The organism is Bacillus sp. D386 (assembly GCF_006346415.1).
The window spans coordinates 659,625-682,003 of sequence record NZ_VEMV01000001.1; the positions used below are offsets into that span (position 1 = coordinate 659,625).

19 protein-coding genes and 1 tRNA gene are annotated in these 22,379 nt (G+C 32.1%); 6 read left to right on the plus strand and 14 right to left on the minus strand.

Annotated elements, in window-relative coordinates; all coding sequences use genetic code 11:
- Both FHY45_RS03145 and FHY45_RS03150 read right to left on the minus strand, forming a co-directional pair.
- Window positions 1-174, minus strand: a complete 174-nt coding sequence (locus FHY45_RS03145) for an ATP-binding cassette domain-containing protein (RefSeq protein ID WP_180349919.1) — start codon at window positions 172-174, stop codon at window positions 1-3.
- Window positions 122-409 (minus strand): hypothetical protein, encoded by a 288-nt coding sequence (locus FHY45_RS03150; protein ID WP_139891378.1) that lies wholly within the window; start codon window positions 407-409, stop codon window positions 122-124. Before FHY45_RS03150 ends, FHY45_RS03145 begins: the two co-directional genes overlap by 53 nt.
- Before the next feature lie 528 nt (window positions 410-937).
- Between FHY45_RS03150 and FHY45_RS03155 the strand changes: the two genes are divergently transcribed.
- Window positions 938-1,010: transfer RNA gene (locus FHY45_RS03155), tRNA-Val, on the plus strand.
- A gap of 139 nt (window positions 1,011-1,149) precedes the next feature.
- Here FHY45_RS03155 and FHY45_RS03160 read toward each other — a convergent pair.
- Window positions 1,150-2,208 carry a restriction endonuclease gene (locus FHY45_RS03160; protein ID WP_139891379.1) on the minus strand — a complete coding sequence of 353 codons (1,059 nt, stop codon included), beginning with the start codon at window positions 2,206-2,208 and terminating at the stop codon, window positions 1,150-1,152.
- Between the two features lie 149 nt (window positions 2,209-2,357).
- Here FHY45_RS03160 and FHY45_RS03165 point away from each other — a divergent pair, with 149 nt between their 5' ends.
- From FHY45_RS03165 to FHY45_RS03175, 3 genes are all read left to right on the plus strand, one after another.
- On the plus strand, window positions 2,358-3,053 hold the full coding sequence (locus FHY45_RS03165; protein ID WP_139891380.1) for a hypothetical protein: 696 nt from the start codon (window positions 2,358-2,360) through the stop codon (window positions 3,051-3,053).
- Window positions 3,054-3,525: 472 nt separating this feature from the next.
- The gene (locus tag FHY45_RS03170) at window positions 3,526-3,888 is read left to right on the plus strand and encodes a hypothetical protein (RefSeq protein ID WP_139891381.1); all 363 of its coding nucleotides are present in this window, start codon (window positions 3,526-3,528) and stop codon (window positions 3,886-3,888) included.
- Window positions 3,888-4,667 carry a hypothetical protein gene (locus tag FHY45_RS03175; RefSeq protein WP_139891382.1) on the plus strand — a complete coding sequence of 260 codons (780 nt, stop codon included), beginning with the start codon at window positions 3,888-3,890 and terminating at the stop codon, window positions 4,665-4,667. Before FHY45_RS03170 ends, FHY45_RS03175 begins: the two co-directional genes overlap by 1 nt.
- A gap of 485 nt (window positions 4,668-5,152) precedes the next feature.
- Here the strand turns inward: FHY45_RS03175 and FHY45_RS03180 are convergent, their stop codons facing one another.
- From FHY45_RS03180 to FHY45_RS03195, 4 genes are all read right to left on the minus strand, one after another.
- Window positions 5,153-6,667, minus strand: coding sequence for a restriction endonuclease subunit S (locus FHY45_RS03180; protein WP_139891383.1), 1,515 nt, complete (start codon window positions 6,665-6,667; stop codon window positions 5,153-5,155).
- A complete protein-coding gene (locus FHY45_RS03185; RefSeq protein ID WP_139891384.1) occupies window positions 6,667-8,094 on the minus strand; it encodes a class I SAM-dependent DNA methyltransferase in 1,428 nt (475 codons plus the stop codon). Before FHY45_RS03185 ends, FHY45_RS03180 begins: the two co-directional genes overlap by 1 nt.
- A gap of 104 nt (window positions 8,095-8,198) precedes the next feature.
- Window positions 8,199-11,405 carry a type I restriction-modification system endonuclease gene (hsdR, locus tag FHY45_RS03190; protein WP_139891385.1) on the minus strand — a complete coding sequence of 1,069 codons (3,207 nt, stop codon included), beginning with the start codon at window positions 11,403-11,405 and terminating at the stop codon, window positions 8,199-8,201.
- A gap of 160 nt (window positions 11,406-11,565) precedes the next feature.
- Entirely contained in the window at window positions 11,566-12,363 is a 798-nt protein-coding gene (locus FHY45_RS03195) for a hypothetical protein (RefSeq protein WP_139891386.1), read from the minus strand.
- 639 nt (window positions 12,364-13,002) lie between these two features.
- On the opposite strand from FHY45_RS03195, the gene FHY45_RS03200 reads away from it, so the two are divergent.
- Complete coding sequence (locus tag FHY45_RS03200; RefSeq protein ID WP_139891387.1) at window positions 13,003-13,926, plus strand: DUF5655 domain-containing protein; 924 nt, start codon at window positions 13,003-13,005, stop codon at window positions 13,924-13,926.
- 369 nt (window positions 13,927-14,295) lie between these two features.
- On the opposite strand, the gene FHY45_RS03205 is transcribed toward FHY45_RS03200, so the two are convergent.
- From FHY45_RS03205 to FHY45_RS03220, 3 genes are all read right to left on the minus strand, one after another.
- Window positions 14,296-14,817 carry a zinc ribbon domain-containing protein gene (locus tag FHY45_RS03205; protein WP_139891388.1) on the minus strand — a complete coding sequence of 174 codons (522 nt, stop codon included), beginning with the start codon at window positions 14,815-14,817 and terminating at the stop codon, window positions 14,296-14,298.
- A gap of 429 nt (window positions 14,818-15,246) precedes the next feature.
- A complete protein-coding gene (locus FHY45_RS03215) occupies window positions 15,247-16,839 on the minus strand; it encodes an EVE domain-containing protein (protein WP_139891389.1) in 1,593 nt (530 codons plus the stop codon).
- A 110-nt stretch (window positions 16,840-16,949) separates the two neighbouring features.
- Window positions 16,950-17,801 (minus strand): hypothetical protein, encoded by an 852-nt coding sequence (locus FHY45_RS03220; protein WP_139891390.1) that lies wholly within the window; start codon window positions 17,799-17,801, stop codon window positions 16,950-16,952.
- A 626-nt stretch (window positions 17,802-18,427) separates the two neighbouring features.
- On the opposite strand from FHY45_RS03220, the gene FHY45_RS03225 reads away from it, so the two are divergent.
- Complete coding sequence (locus FHY45_RS03225; RefSeq protein WP_180349920.1) at window positions 18,428-18,775, plus strand: DUF3139 domain-containing protein; 348 nt, start codon at window positions 18,428-18,430, stop codon at window positions 18,773-18,775.
- Window positions 18,776-19,346: 571 nt separating this feature from the next.
- Here FHY45_RS03225 and FHY45_RS03230 read toward each other — a convergent pair.
- The 4 genes from FHY45_RS03230 to FHY45_RS03240 form a co-directional block, all read right to left on the minus strand.
- Window positions 19,347-20,282: a hypothetical protein gene (locus FHY45_RS03230; RefSeq protein WP_139891392.1), complete on the minus strand. Its 936-nt coding sequence runs from the start codon at window positions 20,280-20,282 to the stop codon at window positions 19,347-19,349.
- Window positions 20,283-20,451: 169 nt separating this feature from the next.
- Window positions 20,452-20,829 carry a hypothetical protein gene (locus tag FHY45_RS03235; RefSeq protein WP_180349921.1) on the minus strand — a complete coding sequence of 126 codons (378 nt, stop codon included), beginning with the start codon at window positions 20,827-20,829 and terminating at the stop codon, window positions 20,452-20,454.
- Between the two features lie 30 nt (window positions 20,830-20,859).
- A complete protein-coding gene (locus FHY45_RS20430) occupies window positions 20,860-21,045 on the minus strand; it encodes a hypothetical protein (RefSeq protein ID WP_180349922.1) in 186 nt (61 codons plus the stop codon).
- Window positions 21,046-21,945: 900 nt separating this feature from the next.
- Window positions 21,946-22,224, minus strand: a complete 279-nt coding sequence (locus tag FHY45_RS03240) for a DUF4282 domain-containing protein (RefSeq protein ID WP_139891393.1) — start codon at window positions 22,222-22,224, stop codon at window positions 21,946-21,948.
- Between the last annotated feature and the right edge of the window lie 155 nt (window positions 22,225-22,379).

Sequence of the window (22,379 nt, forward strand, 5' to 3'; positions counted from 1 at the left end):
TCAATCCCCGGTAAAACATATTGGAATAACATCATCACTTAACAGTTTATATCCCTGACTCATAAAGGCTGAAGCAAGTGTTGATTTTCCGGCACCTGACTCGCCAACAATTGCATACGCTTCACCATCCAGTACGATGGCACTCCCATGGAAAGGCAACAAATGATGCTGCATCAAAATAACTCCCATACATGTCCCCAACACATAGATCTGAATCCAGATGTGGTGAAATGCTGATTGTTTTACCAGAATCAACTGCAAAAATCGCTACCTGATCAATTTCGAATAAAACACGATTGTCTCGAACCCAGTATCCTTTTTCTTTTTCCTCAGCACAGTTCCATTCATCAGCTAAATCTTCATAATTTATGACGATATCTAACGGAGATTCTGATTCTTCAATTTTCATTCCTTCACCCCCTTATGTATATGTTCTTTATTTAGAACAACAAGAGCAAAACAGAGCCCTTTTCATCCTATTATTGTATTGAATTACATCTATATGTCACAGATATAATCCAAATTACAATCTGTTCTTTCAAACTTCTATATATAATTCATAGATCAATAGTCGCAAGTTCTTTATAGAGAACTAACGCATCCTAAAAATATCATCTTTAGTAAATTATGTCAAACAAATTTACAGAAAAATTTTATAATTTTTAATATACACAAAAAGACCAACCGAATGATAAAATTTGCGTTCAATATCGCCAATTATTAGACAGATTATGGTGATAAATATTACAGGCTTTACTCTGAAGTGTCTCAGATAGATTATGAGGATTAAGTAAGTGTGGATAGAGGCTAAGTACCTCCCAAAATTTAATAAATCGTTTTTTGTGCCTACATGGAAGAAAGATCCTGAAACAAAAATTCATCTTGACTTTAACTGACTTACCCTTTATATTAAATATTGTTAATTAAATAGTATTTTGATTCCGTAGCTCAGCTGGGAGAGCACCACCTTGACAGGGTGGGGGTCGCTGGTTCGAACCCAGTCGGGATCATACCAAAAACCCTTGATATATCAAGGGTTTTTTCTTTTATTTCTTAAACATAACATTAACAATATAGCTCCATAGTGGCGGTTTAGTGGCGGTTAGTCATAGTGTCTATAGTTTAGGTTATTGTGACTGTTCTCTCTGTCTACTTTGACAATCTTAGTAATGTATTATCAATTTTTTCAAACAGATAATCTGAGGGTTCATTTCCTGTATCTTTAAGATTAAGCAGTTCTCTTAAATCTTTATCATCAAGACCAATAATCAACTTCCCTGTTTCCCTTAATATTCCATCAGTTGCTTTTAAAGCACTATCACTTAAACCTCTACGTGAAATAATAAAACACACATTTCTTAATGCTGTTTGGAATAAATACTTTTCTGTAGTATAGATTTCAGTCTGTTTAATCTTTTGGGAATAATTTTTAAACTCAAATATAATATACCTTGATTGGAAATCATTAATTAAATACTCCCAAAATTCGTTTCCACGAAGAATTCTACATACTAAATCATATCTATTTAATCCATCGTCTGTTGTTACTTGCGGGTGCCACCCTTTTAAATTCTGGTCAAACAGGTACTTTAAAATTTCCTCTCCCTTTTTTTCATATAAAGAAAATTCATTTCGCCCAGCCCTTATCTCTTTTAAGTCCCTATATAATTTATTTCCAAGCGATAATGCTTCTTTGTAATCAGAGGAAGTATTTGGGATATCATTAAATATAAAATCATTGATACAATCAAAAGGCTTCTCACTATCTATTCGAACATCAAAGAGGATTTCATTCATTAATCTATAAAATCTATCAATTAACTCGACATCATTGTTTATCAAGAAAAGTAAATTGTTACTATCAAGAATTGAGGTATTTGGAAATTCTTTTGTTAAGTCAAACTTTATTTCTTTATCTAAAGGACAACCTACAATAAATATATTTTTAATTACACCTATCTTGGTAGCTGATTCTTTTAAAGAAAAAAGGGATTTTCTCAACATTACTTTACTCGGTTGCTTAGTTAAATAAAATTTCACATATACTGCTACTCTCTCAATCTGTCTAGTTTCTAATATAAAGTCTATTCCAAAGGTATCAAAAACCTGAACTTTTATACCCTTACTCTTGAAAATATCATAACAAAGTTCTTCAAATTCAAGCCCACTTTTTAATAAAGGAGCCTTTCTACTCTTCCTATCCTTCATAAAAAATCATCCTAATCACGCAAATTTATTTTGATTCATTATCTATTGACTAAAATCCATAAGCGTAAATCAATTTCCATATACCACATAAATATGTTAATATATGTTACTATCATTATAAAAGAATAAAGTGTTAGGAGGCAAAACTATTGGATTGGGCAAATGTGAAAGTAATACTTAAAAACTATACACAGCTTAGGCATTTTCAAATTTTATTCGATAAATACAACTTACCAAAAAAGTCATCTCGTAATGATATGATAGATTACTTACAAAATGAAATAGAACAACCCAATTTGGTAGGTTCATTAATCCCAGATGAATTATTCGAAGATTGGCTTGCTCTTCATCAAATAGATGGTAATAACTATTCTTTTATTTATAATTTAGATAACAAACCAAAAAGAGAGTTACTACAGAACATATATTTAAATAGGGATAAACATATAAACCATAAACTATCGGAATTCAATATAGATAATACTAGCGATGATATAGAAACAGTACTTCCTAATTTGAATAAAATTTTACTTGTAGGTTTACATCGTAACAATGAAAAAGGTGAATATATATTTTCTTATATAGCACCCTGTGTAATAACCGGTACACTTTTAGATGGCACTAAGAAACTATATAAAAGAATCTATTTCGCACATTGTGTTCTTTTTGACGATAGTAATGATTTGAAAATTGTGATTAATCCTACTAGCAATTTACTAAATGTTAACGGGGTTAGTAAACAACGCTATGATTGGTCTCCTATTGCAACTCAATTCTTCAATGAGTTCAAAAAATTAGTTGGTAAGCATACGATTATTGCTCCTAAATGGATACCCCGTGCATAATATAGTCTTGCAGAAGATGCTACTAATCATAATAACCCCGATATAACAAAACAATTATTTGATTTACAGGGTCAAATAGAATCTTTTGCTGAGAATCTTCTTAAAAAATCTGGAATAGACATTGTTCAAGAAAAAAATCAGGCTTTATTAACACGATTTATACAAGATATACAACAATCTTTTGAAGCACAATTAATTGAAAAATTTGGTTCTAACCACGATGAAAACTTCATTCTTTTTCGACAGCGTTCAGATGGTATCACTCATACTATTAATGTTGAATCCAGAAAAGATGGCTTGAATGGTTCTGCTGCTCAAGCCGCTAGACGCTCTAGGTCTGATGGTGACTTAGATTTGATTGGTATAATATACAAATCCCCAGAAAAAAGTTATAGATTTTTAGTTGAACAAGGCTCAGATTCATATTTAATCAGAGGTACAAACGCTTTTGTTGAAGAGGAGGTTGTTAATATTGTCATCCGTAAACTTAACGAATATAGAAAACAAATACAATCTACCTCCTTCTATCCTATTCAAAGTAAAAATGGAACTACTTTCTCTTCGACCTAATGATGTCATAACAACAAATATAATGGCTATAAAAGTTAATTTAACATACGATTTTGCAGAGCTATTATTAGCTGACTTAACAAATGAGGGATTATTAAATGTGCTACTTGTTGTGAGTTGTATCAATGAAGATTATAACCATCCATATTTTTTTAATTCATTTGATGATTTTTATAAAGCAAATTCTAAAATGAAATGTCCTATATGTGGGGATGTTTTTGATTTTAAAAATGTTAAGATTGGTTTTAAGAGAGGAAATTATTAATGAACATAAATACTTTCGATGATTTAACAAATTTCATTGATAAATTAGACGATAATTTTTTTTGGAAGCCAATAAATTCAGATGAAACCTCACTTGCCGAATTTGAGCAATATGTTTCAGAAGTAAAAAAATCGTTTAGTTGGAAAAAAGATTTAAATTGGAAAAAAGGAAAAGTCCTTGAAGAACTCGCCGTATTTATCTTTAACCGTTTTCAGGATACAAATGTGGTTTCTAATAACCGTCCAGCTGATAATGAATCAGATATTGAAGCTACCTTATCAGAAAAAACACGTCCATCTTTTATGAATGATTTTATTGGACCTAAAATTTTGTGTGAATGCAAAAATTATAAGTCCAAATCTATTGATGTAGGAATGATAACAAAGCTTGCTGAGTTGATACCAATTAGAGGAGCACGTTTTGGTGTCTTTTTTTCTATTCTTGGTATAGGAGGATATGAATGGAGATTCGGCGAAGGTAAAAGAAAAAAAATACTCTGTAAATCTGATATTCCAATTATCTCTTTTAAGTTCGAGGAAATTGAAAGTCTACGTGACGGGAAAAATTTTTATACTATGCTAAAACAAAAGGTTAAAGCTTTATATGATGAAGTAGACGATGAATCACCAGACTTTCCACCAGATGGACATACAGAATATACTTATAGAATGTTAGAGATAGCTGACCATTTAAAAAAATGTAATATTATTAGCCATGAAGAGAATTTTAATATCAAAATTCGTATCATTTCTATGTATGGCTTAGACGAATTAAATTAATTATCATGTATAAATAACCACCAATTACTTCAATTAACTTAACCAAAGGATAATGAATTCGATATAATAGATAAAGTCCATATATCCACAACATATTGATGATACTAAGTTAGTTATCAATTAATAAAAGACCTCATATCAACAAGGTCTTTTTTCTATTCTTTTTACTTTAGTAATAACCAATTGATTTATTACAAATATTGTATATTGGATATTTTATCGAACTTTTAATATCATTTTGGACGAAAAATCGAACTTTTATACACTGATAGCACCTTTATAAGTATCATGTGCTATTATGATTTCTCTTTTACTGATTTAATCGTTATATTAGTGGATTTTGCAGGGGGAAAATGATTTAAAACAAAGCGCTTCTCCGTCATTAGTATCAATTGTAGTCTTGATTAATGAAATTAGAATAATGCGAGTAATATCCATCGCTTACAAAAAAAGGCACCCAATAATCATTGAGTGTCCTTTAGATATTAATTTACTTGTTCTTTAAGAACGTCTTTTATTAATTCAATTGCATTTTCGTCCAAGGGGTCGTTTGTGCCAAGTTCACCTTTGAAAGCTCTTGTAAGAATGGATTGTTTTATTTCTTCAATTTTAACTTGTAGTTCTAATAAAGAATCTCTTTCTAGAGCAACTAATTTTTCAATCTTATTAACAATCTCTTTCTGTTCTTCAATTGAAGGTATAGGAATTACAGTGGTCGCTAATTCCTCAGTGTTTATATTATTTATGCCAGCAGAAGATTTTGATTTTGAAAATAATTGATTCCGAACATTTTCTGATTTTAAAAGCCATAAAACATATTTTGAATCAACCATTATAGGTCGTAATCTTATTAAATAAGAAGCAAACGCAAACTCTGATTCACTTTCTGTCACAATTGAACATTTTCCTACAAGGTCTTTACTACCGTTAGAGCGTACTATTAGAATATCATCTTTCTTTACAGAAGAATTTATATGCATAGTTTCATTATTATTCAAATATTTTAAATCAGAAGTATTAATAAACTCTTCGCCAATATTAGGTATTCTTATTACGGGAGTGCCTTTATATAGGTAATCACTTTTTTCAGAAGTTCCATATTTAAAATCATAAACAATTTCACCTAAAGTACAGTAAATCCAATTTGAAGGAATTTTGGGATAATAATCATCATTAAATTCAGTTTTGAATTTTTTAGGTTTTGCAGGCTTCTTTATACCTTTTATTTTAGCCTCATGTAATAAAGCCTTGTACACCTCATCTTTTTTTTCGCTAATAGAGTTTAAATCTATTGTGGTAGTATTCTTTGTATCTTTTCTCCACTCTTTAGTTAACTCCCCACGAAAAGCCTTATTCAATATAGCCGCTCGCCGAATTTCAAATGATTCTTTTGCTTCTTTAATCAAACACTCTGCTTCATCAATTTTATTTATAAGCCGCTCCAACTTTTCAGCAATGCGTTTTTGCTCATATATAGGTGGAATAGGAATTGGCATCTTCTCATAGTCTGTACTTCGAACCGAAGGAGAATTATCTCCCCTTGTATGGTCAATCAAATATTGAGTAGCATAATTAGTACATAGATAGCGATATAAATAATTAGCTTTCAATATTTCTTTAGGTGTACAAACATAAAATGCTGTAGACACTACCAATTTATTATCCTCTACCTCTATATGAGCAATATTTTTTAAATATGGTCGTACTAGTGAAATAATCACATCACCTTTAGAAACTTTTCTTTTTGCTCTACTGGGTGCTAAAGTTATTTCTATTTGCTTTACTTGTCTAACTGTTTGTTTTTTATTATCAATCGCATCAACATCTATATAATTAAAGACTTCTCCATCTAATTTTTTTGGCTCTCTAGTTTCCATCGGTTTTATAGTATTTTCAATTCTTGTCCATACCCAATTTCCAGGCACTTCGTAAGGTTGCTCTTCCTTTGGAACCAAGGCCTCTTCTAACAACTCATCTACTGATTTCTTTTTCTTCCCCATTATCTATTCACCTTAACTTCTTGTGTTTCACGTAATTCTTCAACAACCTCATATAACAAATTCATTGCTTGTTGGAGTTTCATAATGGCATCTTCAGCAGATTCAATTGGGTCAGGAAGATTATCATAGCTGGATAATGCTTCATCAGCAATCAGACCAATATCTAGACTATCATATTTCTTAGCAATTTCTTCTCTTTTAAATTTATTCCATCTTTCGTCTTCTATCTTAGAACGCTCTTCTGCAATATAGGCTTTCATGAAGTCTTCAAAATGAGCCATCGTTAACCTGTTCCTCTTACCAAAGGATGGCATATTAGTTCGTAAATCATATACCCATACATCTTTTGTATTGCCTTGGTCTGTTTTTCCTCTTGTAAAGAACAAAACATTTGTTTTTACACCTGGAGCATAAAAAATTCCTGTAGGTAAACGAAGAATAGTGTGCAAATTACACTTATCCATTAAATCACGTCGAATCTGCGCTCCTACTCCACCCTCAAATAAAACATTATCAGGAACGACAACTGCAGCTCTAGCCTTGCCATCATCCTTTAAAGCATTATAAATAAGTTGTAAAAAGTTTAATTGTTTGTTAGAAGTCTCAAATGTTAAATCATCACGTGAGACTCTTTCTCCACCTTTCTTTGTACCAAAAGGAGGGTTTGTTAATATCACATCAAAGTTCTTCATCCATTTACCGTTGCCTGATAAAGAATCCCCGTTTTCTAGTCGACCTTCAATATTATGAAGGAGTGCGTTCATAAGCGCCAAACGATGTGTTCCCTTTACAAGTTCCATTCCGCTAAAAGCTTCTTTCTTTTGAAACTCAGCTTGTTGAGGGTCAATGCTAAAATATTCATCTGTTTTATTTTTTAAATATTGGTCAGCGGCTATCATAAAACCAAATGTTCCTGCCGCTGGGTCATTGCAACGTTCTCCAACTCGGGGGTCAATAAGTTGAACCATAACATCAATTAGTACACGAGGTGTGAAGTATTGACCCGCTCCTGATTTTGTTTCACTCGCATTTTTTTCGAGTAAACCTTCATAAAGATTTCCTAATCCCTCTTCTTTTGCATTATACCAATCAAGGGCATCAATAGATTTTATGATTTTTTCTAAGTTCTTAGGTTCATCAATACTGGTTGCTGCATCATGATAAATTAAGCGGAGTTGCTCATTTTCACTATTACCCAATTCTAATAATAGCCGTTGGTAGTAATTCTTTAATTCTATCCCTTCTTTTACCGTAAGGTCATCCCAACGATATCCCTCAGGAATGACACTCTCAGTTTCCTGTTCTTTCATCATTTTAAGAAATAATATATAAGTTAATTCTGTAACATATTGTTGATACGTAATCCCGTCATCACGCAGAACATTACACAAGTTCCAAAGCCTTTGTACAATTTCTTGGTTGTTCATTTTCTTCCTCCAAATAGTAAAATATTATTTATCAATACATCCTTAAAATTTAAAGTCACGCTTTATATTATAACTCAAAAAAGCCTCAATAAGAGGCCATTATTTTAACTGATGTATAAGTTGTCGTTTATTGTTTTTACGATTTTATCAATCTCTTCACCAAATTCACGTTTTAACACTTTATATCCACCTTGACTACGGAATGGTTCTTCGGCAAAAGCATCTTGTGGAGTTGGGGCTAAAACAGGTATTTTTATAAGCTGCTTTTCAATACGTTCTAGCCATTTTTTCTGCCTTGGTGTCCAATCGTGAAGAGAGTAAACCTTTTGCATCGCATGTTTAATTCTTGTTTCATGGTCTACTAATGCTTCTCCTAAAGCTGCCTGCCGAATAAAACTTATAATATCTGCAGCGATTTCTTCATTTTTTGTTTGTTTCCAAGCAGACTGTAAATGAGATTGTTTAAATCCTTTTGTCTCCAAAATCACTATAAGCTCTCTTAAATCTTTTTTCGTTAAATCCCTTGGTCTTGTACATACAATATGGAGCGAAGGAATTTCATTAATATTTTCCTTAATAAACTGAATGAACCCATCTAAATAGTCTTCTGGTCGTTTATTTCCTTCCCCGTATCCACGAGTAACATCCTTAATTGTGTCTTCCTGGTTAGAAATATAGAGTTTTCCTCCCTTAACTCTATAAGCATCAAAGTAATCAAACAAGATATCACTTTGTCTAGCTTTATCAGGTGTATAGGATTGTACTTCTTTTACCCATTCATCAACCGTTCTTCCTTTAGATAGCTCCTCGAATTTTTGTTTCCCCTCATCATTTAATCTCTGTTTTTTTCGTTGAATTTTGGCTACTAACTGTTCACGATAATATTTTATTTCTTCTTCCGAGTTAGCATGTACAAGTGAATCATACAATTCACCAATTGTAGTATTTTGATTCTTTACAACAGGTTTCATCTCCGTATATGTTTGTAATTTATCATAGATACCAACAGCATCATAAATATTAAAATGAGTTTTCCCTATATCTGGGCAAAGACGGGTTGCACGACCAAGCATTTGGTCATATAAAATACGAGATTGAACACGTCGTAGAAATACGATATTGGTTATAGATGGGACATCTATCCCTGTTGTTAATAAATCAACAGTTACAACAATATTGGGTAATCGTTCATTTTTAAAGCGCTTAATAGCATCATTAGGCTTATAAATATATCCTGTGATTTTCATAATTGCGTCGTCTTCTATATCATCACCGCGCTCTTTATAAGCCTCTTTCAGTAAGCGAACAACCAAATCAGCATGTACATCTGTAGCAGCAAAAATTAACGTTTTCTCTTTACTTGAAGGGTCAATATAATCAACTAATTTATTGAGTACGACTCGATTAAAAGATTCTGTTATTACTCGTTTGTTAAATTGCTCTACCTCAAAATGAATAGTATCCTCCATTTTTTCTAAAACAACTTCGCCTTCATCTTCGTCATATACCTCTACCTCTTCATCCTTTTCAAATGTAATACCTATTTGAGTTAATTCGGTTTTAAATAAATAGGGAGGCTCATGGTCTACTAAGAATCCCTCTAACACTGCTTCACTATAGGAATATTTAAAAATTGGCATCCCAAAAATTTCAGTTGTATGGAGAGCAGGTGTAGCGGTTAATCCTAGACAGGAGGCATCAAAATAGTCAATGACCCGACGATATTGACTAATATACTCATTTTGGTCTCTAAATAGCAATTCTTCCTCTGTCATCTCTCGGTCACTTGTATAACCACGGTGTGCTTCATCTACAATAATAAAATCATACTGACCAATAGTAGGTGTTTTATCATCTTTATTATAAAAAATTCTACGGACCATGCCTTGTACTGTAGCAATATGCACTTTGGTAGCTACTTCAGGTTCAATATCATCCAATGACTTAATATCATAAATATCAGAAAATGATAATCCTTCAATTTTAGTATCTATCAGTGCATCCTGTGTTTGTTTCCCTAGTGAGTTTCTATCTACAAGAAACAAGATACGTCTACATTTTTTTGTCTTAATTAAGCGGTACATTAATGCAATTGCTGTTCGGGTTTTACCTGTGCCAGTAGCCATCGCAATAAGCATTCTTCTTTGTCCGTCCATCAAACCCTTTTCTGCCGAAAGAACGGCTTCCTGTTGATAAGGTCTAAGGCCAAACTTTGTTATATCTTCTTCTTTTAGCTTATTATTAGCATCTTGGTCATCTTGGCTTAATAAAAGCTCTAAATCTGCAGGGGAATGCCATCCTTCCAATGGGCGTGCATACTCAGTGGGCTTGCGTGAATCCCAGAACCATATACCTGACTCTTCTTGCAGCTGCTTTAAATAAGGGCGCCCATTTGTCGCATATAAAAACGGTACTTTATATTCATTATTTGGTGGTAAGAAATTTTCTTCCCCCAGTTTAATAATGTTCTTTGCATATGTCTTTGTTTGACTTTCTAACGCCCCAGGAATAGTTCTATGCTTGGCCTTAGCTTCAATTATACCGACTAATTCCATGCCGATAAATAAAGCATAATCTGCTCTACCACCTTTAACTTTCCATTCTGCAATAGCCATATTTCGGTTCTTCTCTGGCATCGTTCCATGTTTTTGATTATTAATAGCGGTACTATCAGCATACCAGCCAGCTTTTCTTAACTTCTCATCAATAATTAAACGAGTTTCAGCCTCAGTTAATTTATTTTTACGTACAAACTGTTTAGATTTCTTTTTACGTTGGTCCTTTGCATCTACTTGCTCTAATTCTGCTTTAGCTCGAATAGATTCCATTTGTTGCTCTAATCTCTGAACCTTTTCATCATATTCCCTTTGCAAACTTTCCGTATCAACATTTGTTTGCTCAATAGGTTCTATATATTCTGGTGATTCAAATTCCCAGTCTCCATATACCTCCATAAACCAAATGGATAATCGAAAGGTTAATTGTAGTAATGTTTTTGCATCTTCTGTCTTTCCATAATCCCCTTCATGCATTGCGTAATTTCCTTTACGCCTTAAGGTATCAAAGATTTCAATTAACTCTGGTTCTACAAAACCTTCCCTGCGTAAAGTATTAATACGGTCTACTTGGGTAGTTCCATTAAGCTCTCTAATATTTTCAGATGCTAACACATATCTCGCCACTGTCTCCGCAAACAACCTTAATTTCATAATGGTTGTATGTGGGTCATGATATACATTCTTCTCCGCTGTTTCTCCTAAATTAGCCAGGACATCCCATTTGCCACGAAAGAAAGAAAAGTTGCTTCTCATGGTTATCACCGTTTCCGTATATTTTATGTATATATTATATAACAAACAAGTAAATGATGGCTTTTATCAGTGTATTACGTAACTTAATTATTTATTAAAATCTATATTATATTAAGAAAGATAATCAAAAACTGAAAAAGAACGCCAAATTTCTCTTTTCTCAATCTCCAGTTTCGTGTTTAAAAAATATTGTTTTCACTATCTCTCTTTTAATGTCAGGTATATTATATTGAAATTCTTTGGATGGTATTGTCACTTCAATCCTAAAATCAAATTGAAATGAGTAAAGTTGTTCTGCATTAACTCTAATCTTTGGAAACATATATTTTAAATAAATATATTTTTGAACTTCTAGTTCAAAATCATTTATATGACGGTACTTGTATCTAATTACTGAAAGAATATTACTATTATCCACTCCTTTTGTTGGTGCGATTTCCCAATCATTTGCACTATAATGAAAAGGTATTCTGTTTTCCATTATAATTTTATTTATTATCACTTCATACTTTCCTTCATTCCATAGTTCTAACATTACGTATTGAGGTTCCGCTATATCTAAATCAGATACTTTAAAAATAATAGTATCATTATTAATAATCTGATTCTCATTCTTTAAATTAATTGTATCTTGTAAATATGTTTGGTAATTTTCTTTATTTATGACCTTGCTTTGTACCTCCCAATATTCATATAACAATTCTCTATATTTTTTCACTTCAGATTTTGTATAGTTCTTTGACTGACTTGTCCTAGTGTCATATTTGTCATGATGGGGTAAACAAAGAAAAGCCAGATTATCAATATTATTATTGTTTTTATTTTTATCAAGATGTGCAATTTGCCCTTGTTTTTCTTCCAAATCATTATCTAACCAATAACATATGCAACATCTTCTTTTTGATTTAAAAAATAATTCATTTTCAATTTCATCAGACACTTTTTTTCTATTATTCATATGTTTCTCCTTATTAATGTCTATTATTAAATTGCTTGTTACCACGCTGATAACTATTTTCTTCATTCAACAAAAATGGATAATAATAAAATCTGAATCACGATTGTAATTATCTTCCTGCGAAAAACCAATCACAAGATTAGGTATTTTAGTATTTGATGATAATTCGACATAAGACACACTATTTTATCTTCACACATTTCACTCTATTCTCTTATCCAAAATTAACCAGTTTATATTATATCACTTTTACACTCTTAAAAGGGTGTGAAGAAAATTTAATAATTAAATTAAAATTATCGAATGCATGTACAAATCTGAAGTGTAAATGAGAACTATAGTGCCTCTCTCATTTTGCTTCTTAATCCCAGTTAATTCTTCGACTTCTTTGGAAGTTCCAGAGCTACAGTATTTAAACTATAGTGTTTTTTATTTGTCTCCTTCTGAAAAATATCCAGTTTCTTTTCAACTGCTCTTCCTTCCTGTCTCTACGTTTCACAATTAAGTTTCATTCCATCTCAGCCATAGCTAATAATGTAGTTAAGAAGAACCTTTCCATCGTTATCCATTAAATTTAGTCATCATGAATTTTCAAAATTTGAAAATGGTATAATAAACATCGTAAGGAGTGTGAAAAATATGGGGGATATAAAGTTATTTAAATTAAATGATAATGCGGTAGAAGAATTACAAGGTCAATCCGTTACAATTGAAAAATCATTACAACATATCATTGAAAAACATTTAGAAACATTTCTAGGAGTGCGTTTTTTAGCTTCAGAACATAGTACAGGAAAACGTCATGCAGGACGTATTGATACCCTAGGAATCGACGAAAATAACTCACCCGTTATAATAGAATATAAACGGTCTATTAATGAGAATGTTATTAACCAAGGCTTATTTTATTTAGATTGGTTACTTGACCATAAAGCTGAATTTGAGTTAATGGTTATGCGCAAATATGGTAGCGATTATTCAGACTCTATCGATTGGAGTAGCCCTCGTTTACTGTGTATCGCTGGAGGATTTACTAAATATGATAAACACGCTGTTCAACAAATCAATAGGAACATTGAGCTATATCAATATAAACATTATCCAGATGGTTTTTTATTGTTAGAATTAGTTAATTCTACGGCCGCCCAAACAATACAAATTAGCGACCATGCTACATTACCTTCTCCATATAATCGGAACACTAAAGTTAAAACTGTATCCGACTATTTAGAACAAGCAGATACAGAACTAACCGATAGATTTGAAAAACTAAAAACTTTTTTGATGGTTCTTGGTGATGACGTACAGATGAAAGTCCTAAAACATTACATTGCCTTTAAACGCATCAAAAATTTTGCGTGTGTTGAGATACACCCGCAAACCGCAAAAATATTACTTTACCTTAAAGTAAATCCTGAAAGTATTACCTTGGAGCAAGGTTTTACCCGAGATGTTCGAAATATAGGACATTATGGGACAGGAGATTTAGAGGTGACCATATTTAAAGATGAAGATTTTGAAAAATCTAAACGACTCATTGAAATGGCTTATGATGTTAGTTGATGTATAGACATATATGCGATGAAAAGGTAAGAGGACTGAAAATCAGGATTTGAATTTCAGTCTTCTTATATTTTCTCAATAATATATACCGCTAAAAATAAAAAAATCCACAATCTGCTTGCGGGGATTCCAAAAATCTATATTACACTCCGAACTGCCAATCCTAGTTGAAGATAATGTATTATATTAAAAGCCTTATACCAGTTACGGCATAAAGCTTTATAAGGGCATATTTACATTTATAATTTGTTTCTCTTTATGGTATATGTGGTATAACTATTCACATTTAAAAATCTTTCGTTTGGACAGAAATTATACATGAATCGATGTCATCTTAAAAGACTGTTTATTATTAATAATTTTTTGTTTTTATTTAGTATCAGCTAAAGCATATGTACGATAATATCTATCCCCTGTTTCACTATTAATAAGACACTCATCACCATCGGCATCTTTCCCATATATGAGATGAACATTAAAATTATCATAATCCTTTTCCCAAGTAGGAATATATGTAATTGTCACCTTTTCGCCATCTTGCTCCCAAGTAGCTGATTCTGCAAGCACAATCCCTTTGGAAATGCCATCATATTCATCCTCGCCTCGTAAATATACTATATCTGCTGTACCATCTGAATTTAAGGTGAGACTTGCCGAAATTGAATTACCTTCAGTCCACCACTCTCCTTTAGCACTGCTTTGCAAAAAGAAGGTTAAAATCAATACGACTACTACCAATATTGCTGCAACCAGAAGAAATATTTTTTTATTAAACTTTTTTAAGTTTTTAAGTGGTGAGTCTTTTTTTAGTAGCTTATATCCACAATTGATACAAACTTCAGATGTATCTGATATCTCCTTACCGCATTCTGGACATCTAATTAAAGCCATAATATACTCCTCCTAATTATCATTATGTTCTAATAATAATTTTAGGCTCTTTCGACTAAAAATCCAATAAGTATTAAAGGCCTATCGTATACTAAAAAAATGAATCCGAAGAGGAGTAAACATGCAACATTCACGAATTAGAGCATTGCAAGAAGATAAAGATATAAATCAACCATACATGGCAAAATAATTATCTGTGAATCAAAGAACATATAGTCTCTATGAGACAGGGGAACATAAAATTATTCTTTTAGCTTTGTATATAATTGCAGAGTTCCATGGAGTCAGTGTTGATTACCTGCTAAATCATACAGATATCAAAAAACATTATCCACCTTCTAAAAAGCAATAGGCCATTATTCACTATAAATAATTGGCTCATATCCCTAATTCTTCATATACATTTTTTCACTAATATTGTAATCACTTTTAAATGTGATGTAGTATACCTTTCAATTCCTCTATCGAAAGTACTTCATTCTTTTTCCTATGTATCATTCTATGACAGTTAGAACACACCGGAACTAAATCAGTTTCTGGATTTATCTCTATTTCTTTTTTAATAGTACTTATAGGATGAACATGGTGGACTTCAATGAAATCTTTACCTCGTTCCCCATAGACTTTTTCAAAATTAAATCCGCATACAGTGCAGTTTAAACCGTGCATTTCAATAGCTCTTTTGCGGTTCTGTGGATTTCTCTCATATCGCTTTCCATAGTACTCTATAACTTTTCCTTCTTTAAGGAACTTGTCATCGTTTCCTTCTTCTAGAATTTCTGCCTCTACATCTTCTTGAACTTGTTTTAAAGACAGAGGTTCTTCAAAGCTTAGCTTATATTGATTATCTATACTCTTTTCGAAATACAATTGAGGCCGTTCATCTTCTAGTACTTCTTCATTATGTTTAAATTTGATATAAACTTCTTTATATACCCCTCTTATTATTTTTGAAAAATCCATATTCCAAATCAATCTTGTTCTATTATGGAAATCCATTTCTATATGAGCATCAAAAGGCATTTCTTTATACATTAAAATGATTTCCATCTTCTTACCGACTTCTAAGGAGCCCGCCTTAAAAAAGCCTCTTATTTCTTTAGGTATACCCGTTCCGTTATGGAGAAACGCTGACTTATCAAGATGTTTTATGGCAATATTAGTTGGAGTGATTTGCCATGAAAAACTATGTATAGCTTTATTTTTAGAATCCCATAAATTATTTAGTTCGGCTGCTTGTTCCTCTGATAATAAATAATTTGTTTGCTGACGGAGTCTTAATATTAACAAATCACAAAGAATAGGATTATCTTTTAGAGATAATCTATTAATAAATCCCTTATCCTTTTCTATGCGAAATTCAATAACTTCTAACTTGACTGAAAGGTAGGGATTTTTCCAGTCTTCAGTATGCCAATACTCTTTGGCTCCCTCATCATCTGTTTCATCTGTAGGTAGAGCTACTACTTTTGTTTTAGCTATTATACCTCCACTTTCTTTTACGTAGCCATCTGACCTCCATATGAAAACAATATCATTTAATTTAATATTTTCTTTAAAATGTTTCTGTCTTAATGACCACCAGATATACTTATTATTCTGAACATAATTATCTACATCAAATACTTTTGGATTCCCTTGAAATATCCAAGTATTAGTATGATTTTGTTTATCTATCTGTTCATGCACTCTTTCTTTATATTCATCTTTAATCTCAAAACCATACTCTTCTAATCTAGTCCTCACAATACGTCTTTCTTCTATAGTAAATAAATCATGATATTTTTGATTTAATATTAATACTTCTACAGTTAAATCTAATCTTCCCAGTTCCCATAAACTTGTAAATCCTTCGGAAGGTTCATTATTATTAATAAACTTCTTTGCTACATTTAACCCACCTTGATTAGCAACCATTTGTTTAAACCTCGAAGCATTGTAACCTATTTTCTTTGCATTTTCATAAATACCCAACATATCCTTGTGAAATTGCATTTCTAATTGTTTAATTTCATTTTCCATGTAACTCTCTCCTAATATAAATAGTTACAAACAGATTTTTCAAACATTTTATTCGAGTACAATGTCCCTTAACTATGAATAACCGAATAAGTAAAATACAATAGTCATTTTCAAGGGAGTATGCTTCTATCTTTATAGAATACTCTTAATGAATTAAATTCAAAAGGTGTTAAGAATTTCATTTTATGAATGCTGCTAAAACAATCTTCCCATGTAATCCAGCTAATACGTTTCATAAGATTGACTAGTTCTTCATGACACCAATTTGAAATGGTTGGTATATCGTTAGCAAGTACCATTGGGTCAGTTTGATATTGCCTCATTTTAAAATAGTACAATCTATTTCCTGGAAACTCCCTGTAACGTTTAGGAGTAACTAATACAAAATAAAAATTATAGCCAACAGCTTCCAAGCCTACTTCAATACATCTGGCTATTTGGTTTCTATCAGTTATATACGTTGTTTGATACGATATATCAGAAGTATATTTGCACTCGAAGAAAATCTTCTTATCATTATTGATTTCTAACAAAGCATCAAAATTAGTTTTTCCTTCGACCAATTTCTCAGAATTACATTGTTCTCTTATATACCTGACTGGATTAGAAAGAGCCCGACTTCTTAATCTATTCTGCATATTCTTTGAAGGTGAAATAGCTCGCTCTAACAATAGTTTTGTATTATTTATGTTCCATGACTCGCTTGGATAGCATTTTGTTAGTATATCTTTCCACCCATTATTCCCACCCTTTTGAAGGGCTGCGAAGGTATAGAGTGTAATAATTGTTTCATCTTTATCAGATTGGGGGATAGACTTCAATTTTTTTTGTATTATATCTTGTCTATTAAAAGAATATTCATGTTCCCTTTGAAGAGAATCTTCTATTCTACTAACCCTCTTTTCTTTATCTCCAGCAAAAAGAGACTTTAAATAATCTCTATCAAAAATTAATGAAGTCATCTATTTCCCACCTTATGATTATATAGTTTATAAATATTTATTATTTACACAGGAAAATAATACCATGTTAATTTAAATAGGAGTAGCACCCGTTAAATACTACTCTCTTAAAAAATTTAAACATATGTTTAAGTACTTATGGACTACCTTCCCATATCCCTATCTCTTTTATAATTCAATTGAGTTCCCTTTAGCTGCCTTGCTACCAATACATAGTTTATTGTTCTACTAATCAAAGTTCATTTCTTTATTTCCGCTTTAAACAATACTAAGGCGTACAGTACCTGCTGCTTAAAATGTTTACTAAAAGTCTACCTTCTCTAAATAAGCAGCAAGGATTGAAACTTAATGAAAAAGTATGAATATAAGAAAGTTCCCTTCTTTAAAATGCAAGAAGAACATTATTCTGCATTAGACTTACATAAGCTAAATGAAGAAGGAAAAAGTGGCTAGGAATTTGTTGCAGTCAGCAGAGGAGAAGTCTTCTTTAAAAAAGAAGTGGAAGTCGACACAGAAGAGTAATTGATTAGAATATCCTACCAAAATAGTAATGTCTAATTATTTTCTATTGTGGTAAAATAAGGCTAAATTTTTTTTGCTTAATTTCATTAGGAAAGGGTGGTTTTGTGAGCAAGAAAACTTTAATCAGGGTCTTGATTGCAATCGTTATTATAATAGCTGGTGCAGTAGCCTATGTTCAAGGAAAACACTACGTAACCAGGAAAGAAGTTAAAAACTATCTCTTAAATGAGGAAGGGTATTCTGAATCTGATATTACTGAGATGCAATCAGTCACAGCTAATCTACAGGGTGATAAAAACTGGTTAGTATTGATTACGGTAAAAGGGGATAAGGGACGTTACTATTATTATTACGACCGGGATGAAGATAAAGTTCTTTTAGAGACTTATATCATAAATGATACAGAGTATACCGACCCAGCTGAAGCACGAGAAGACGCAAGAGAAGAATAAAAAGAGAGGCATATGCCTCTTTTTTCTACTGTTGCTTAGTTAAAATTTACCATCTACTAATTAAATCCGTTTCTCTCATAATCTACATGGTCTGTGAAATCATATGGCTTCATAAGGGTTGGCACTGTCCAGAAAAACTTATCTTGTTTTGAATTGTAGTTCAATGTTTTATAAGTAACACCAGCTTTATAGTAACCGTACCAAAAAATCATCGAGTAAAAGCATTTGTTTTTGTATGCTTCTTTCTAAGTTCTCTTGAACTTTTTCGGAGGAAGCCGCCTCATATACGTTGGCCACCTTTTTCTGATTGGTAGTCAAACTTCCTAAAAGGTCACCACCCAATTCATTGCCTTTACCCTATTATTCAAGGTCGCTAATAAGGTGCAATAACTTTCAAGTATTTACACTTAAATGTATTTTTATCTTAAGTTTAGCTTTTATCCCCCTTACGATAGTAAATTGAAAATCATATAAAAATAAGATGGAAGAGATTTTTGAAAAACTTGAAGGCAACTTGAGAGGGTATTTCAAAATAAAAAAGAGAGGATGTATTCATCCTCTCGGCAACCGATTATTTAATTTCTTTAGGAACCACTGTCCATGCGTCACTTTCTTCTGCCGAAGCATAGTTAGCTTCTGGGTCACTTAAATCCAAGTACGTACTTGCGTCTTTTATATAGCCTTCTATAACATACTTTTCTCCTGATTCTAATTCTGTTTTTATATCAGCCGAATTCACGAACATATAATTGCTATCGAACTCGATATTTTTTTCTTCAGGGTCATATGGTTCAGTGTATAAATCAGGTTTAATACTGAAAATATGGTCATCATTGTTATGAATTATATATGGGCTAACATATACCGTTTCAATCTCAAATTTAGACATGTACATTTCATCCTGGAAGATTTCTTTTTGGCTTTCTTCGTCTTCAATCGAATTAAATATTGTGGACATAAGTTCAAAGTCATTTTCATTCAAAGCTTGGTTTATCTGCTTTTGTTCCTCAGAATAAAAAATTCTTTCTAGATTTTCTAACGGTTTACCTGCTTCTACCACTTTTTTATAGTTTTCCATTTGTTTCACATTCACAAACATTCCAACAAAAATATTTTCGTGAAGGAAATAAGCTTCTTCATCCGCTTCTTCAACAGAATGTTTTTTCGCTGCCTCTACAGTTTCAAATTCTATAATTTGCATGACAGGAACTTGGGCTATCATTACGCCAGCTATGGAAATTATATCTTCTAAATCTTTGTAGACTTCTGCAGTATATGCATCTGCAACCATATCTTGCTTGATAAGTCCGGATTCTACAAACCAATTATAAACGTCCAAACTTTTATTATCTGTTGATTCTATTTCCACCGTTTCATTTTTTGCTATTTCTGTTTTTGCTGCTTCCGCTTTTATTGGTTTTTCATTTGTGGCATCACCTATTTCTGTTCCACAAGCCGTTAATAATAATGAACATAAAAAAATAAGTGTTATCAGTGCTTTTTTCATAGTTTCCCCTGTCTCTGATTAATTTGTTTAAAATACTCATTTAACTTTATCTACAAAAATAGTCATTAATAGTCCTAAAAATCATGAATTTTATGAGTTTTATGAGTTTTATGAATCTTGTTCTGAATTGACTAGTTTTGTCAGAACACAATTAAAATATAAAAAAAGTTTAAAGTACGATTCTTTTATTGACATTCACATGGATAACTACTGCAACGATAGCAGCAACGACAATTTGCATAACCACAATCTCTACAACATTCACAAGGATAAGAATTGCAATCTCTACAACAGCGACAGTCCGCATACCCGCATTCTCTACAACATTCGCAAGGGTAGGAATTACAGTCTCTGCAACAACGACAGCTCGCATACCCGCATTCTTTACAGCATTCACAAGGGTAGGAATTACAGTCCCTGCAACAACGACAGCTCGCATACCCGCATTCTTTACAGCATTCGCAAGGGTAGGAATTACAGTCCCTGCAACAACGACAGTGTGACTCCGGCTCGTCACATCCTGAACACCTTTTTTCATAGCGTTCATCTTCATAATCTCTTTCCTTTTGAGAACGACCTAAATCATCGTCTGCAGCATCAACTTTCCACCGAGGTCCTCCGTGAGTACGGTAGAAATAGGCGTCATCTTCTCGTTTTTTTTGCTCCCAATACTCATCATCACGGTTGTTTGTACTTTGTTGAGTATTTCGACCCTTCCCGTTATCTGAATGCTCATAGGCATTTGAATAATCAGATGAATCATTATCACTAGCTCTCTGTGCAGAATCAGAAGAATGGTCGGTATACTCTTCATAATCTTGGAAAGCGTATTTGTCTTTATTTTTTCCAGGCCTTCGTGTTTTTGGATTTAACTCTGCAGATGCACTCACTTGCTCGAATGCCTCACTTCTTGCCGAACGTCTCCGATTAGTAGAATCAACATTTTTATTTGTTTTTGATTTTATTTTCTTACTCTGATGAATCAAAAACAGCACAATACCAATAATGGCAGTTAAGTATATACTTTCTGGAGCATCATTTTTATATAAATAGTAAAAAATCAATATGAATATGTACCACTTACCGAATAACCAAAATGGAAGTGAATAATAAAACCAATAGCCTACTGTAATTTGTTCCACTTTAAAAATTTCAAATACATCATTAATCCCTGGGAATCCATACCCCCAAAAGAGAATTAAATTGACCAACAAGGGAATGAACCTTTTTGCCACACCAACACCTCTTCCTTTCATACTTTTTCAACATTTTTATTCAGCTTTGTAACTCACATCAGATATCCGTATATAACAATATATGTAAAACGAACTATTGTTTTACAATATTTTATTACAAAACTAAAGTAATAGTTTCAGATACTAAGAAATAAGTATCACTTTTTCCTTATCAAAAGGAGGCTTAACTATTAATTTATCTAAGAATCCTACCTTAAGGAGAAACCTCTTGAAATCCTCCCATACATTTGTGTATTCACAAAGATACCCTTCGGTTAACTAGATTTCATCCGTATTGGTCTCCTCCCAAGCAACACTGCCATTTTACTATCTTTCTTAAATGTTCTTATGTATTGTATTTATAAAGTTTCCAGTAGATGAATCCATAAAAAAAGCGATTAATTTAATAGTTAATCGCTTTTTTAAAGTTACATTTCTGATTTTTTAATTGCCTCATTACGAATAGCTTGAATATTTTCGTTGATTTTAAATAACACAATTAGCAATTCGCAATAAATTCGTACCAAAAATGGTCCACCTACCATAAGAATTAAACCGAATAATACCATTGCTCCACTACCGTAAGTACCTAAGTTACCTATGATAATGAAAAGTCCGATGACAATAGCGGCAGCGGATGAAATCCCCCACACAAACTTGATAATAGATGTAGTTATCATCTTGTCAAACTTAAAAAAATCATTCATATTTGCGACCCCCAAACCTTATTTTTTCTTTGCTAGAATAATATACCATAACAAGGAGTTTTGTCCCAAATATTAGAATAATAATACAAAAATAGGTAATTAGAACTAGAAAAAGACAAAAAAATTTTCTGTACAGCTAACTTACTACTGTCGAA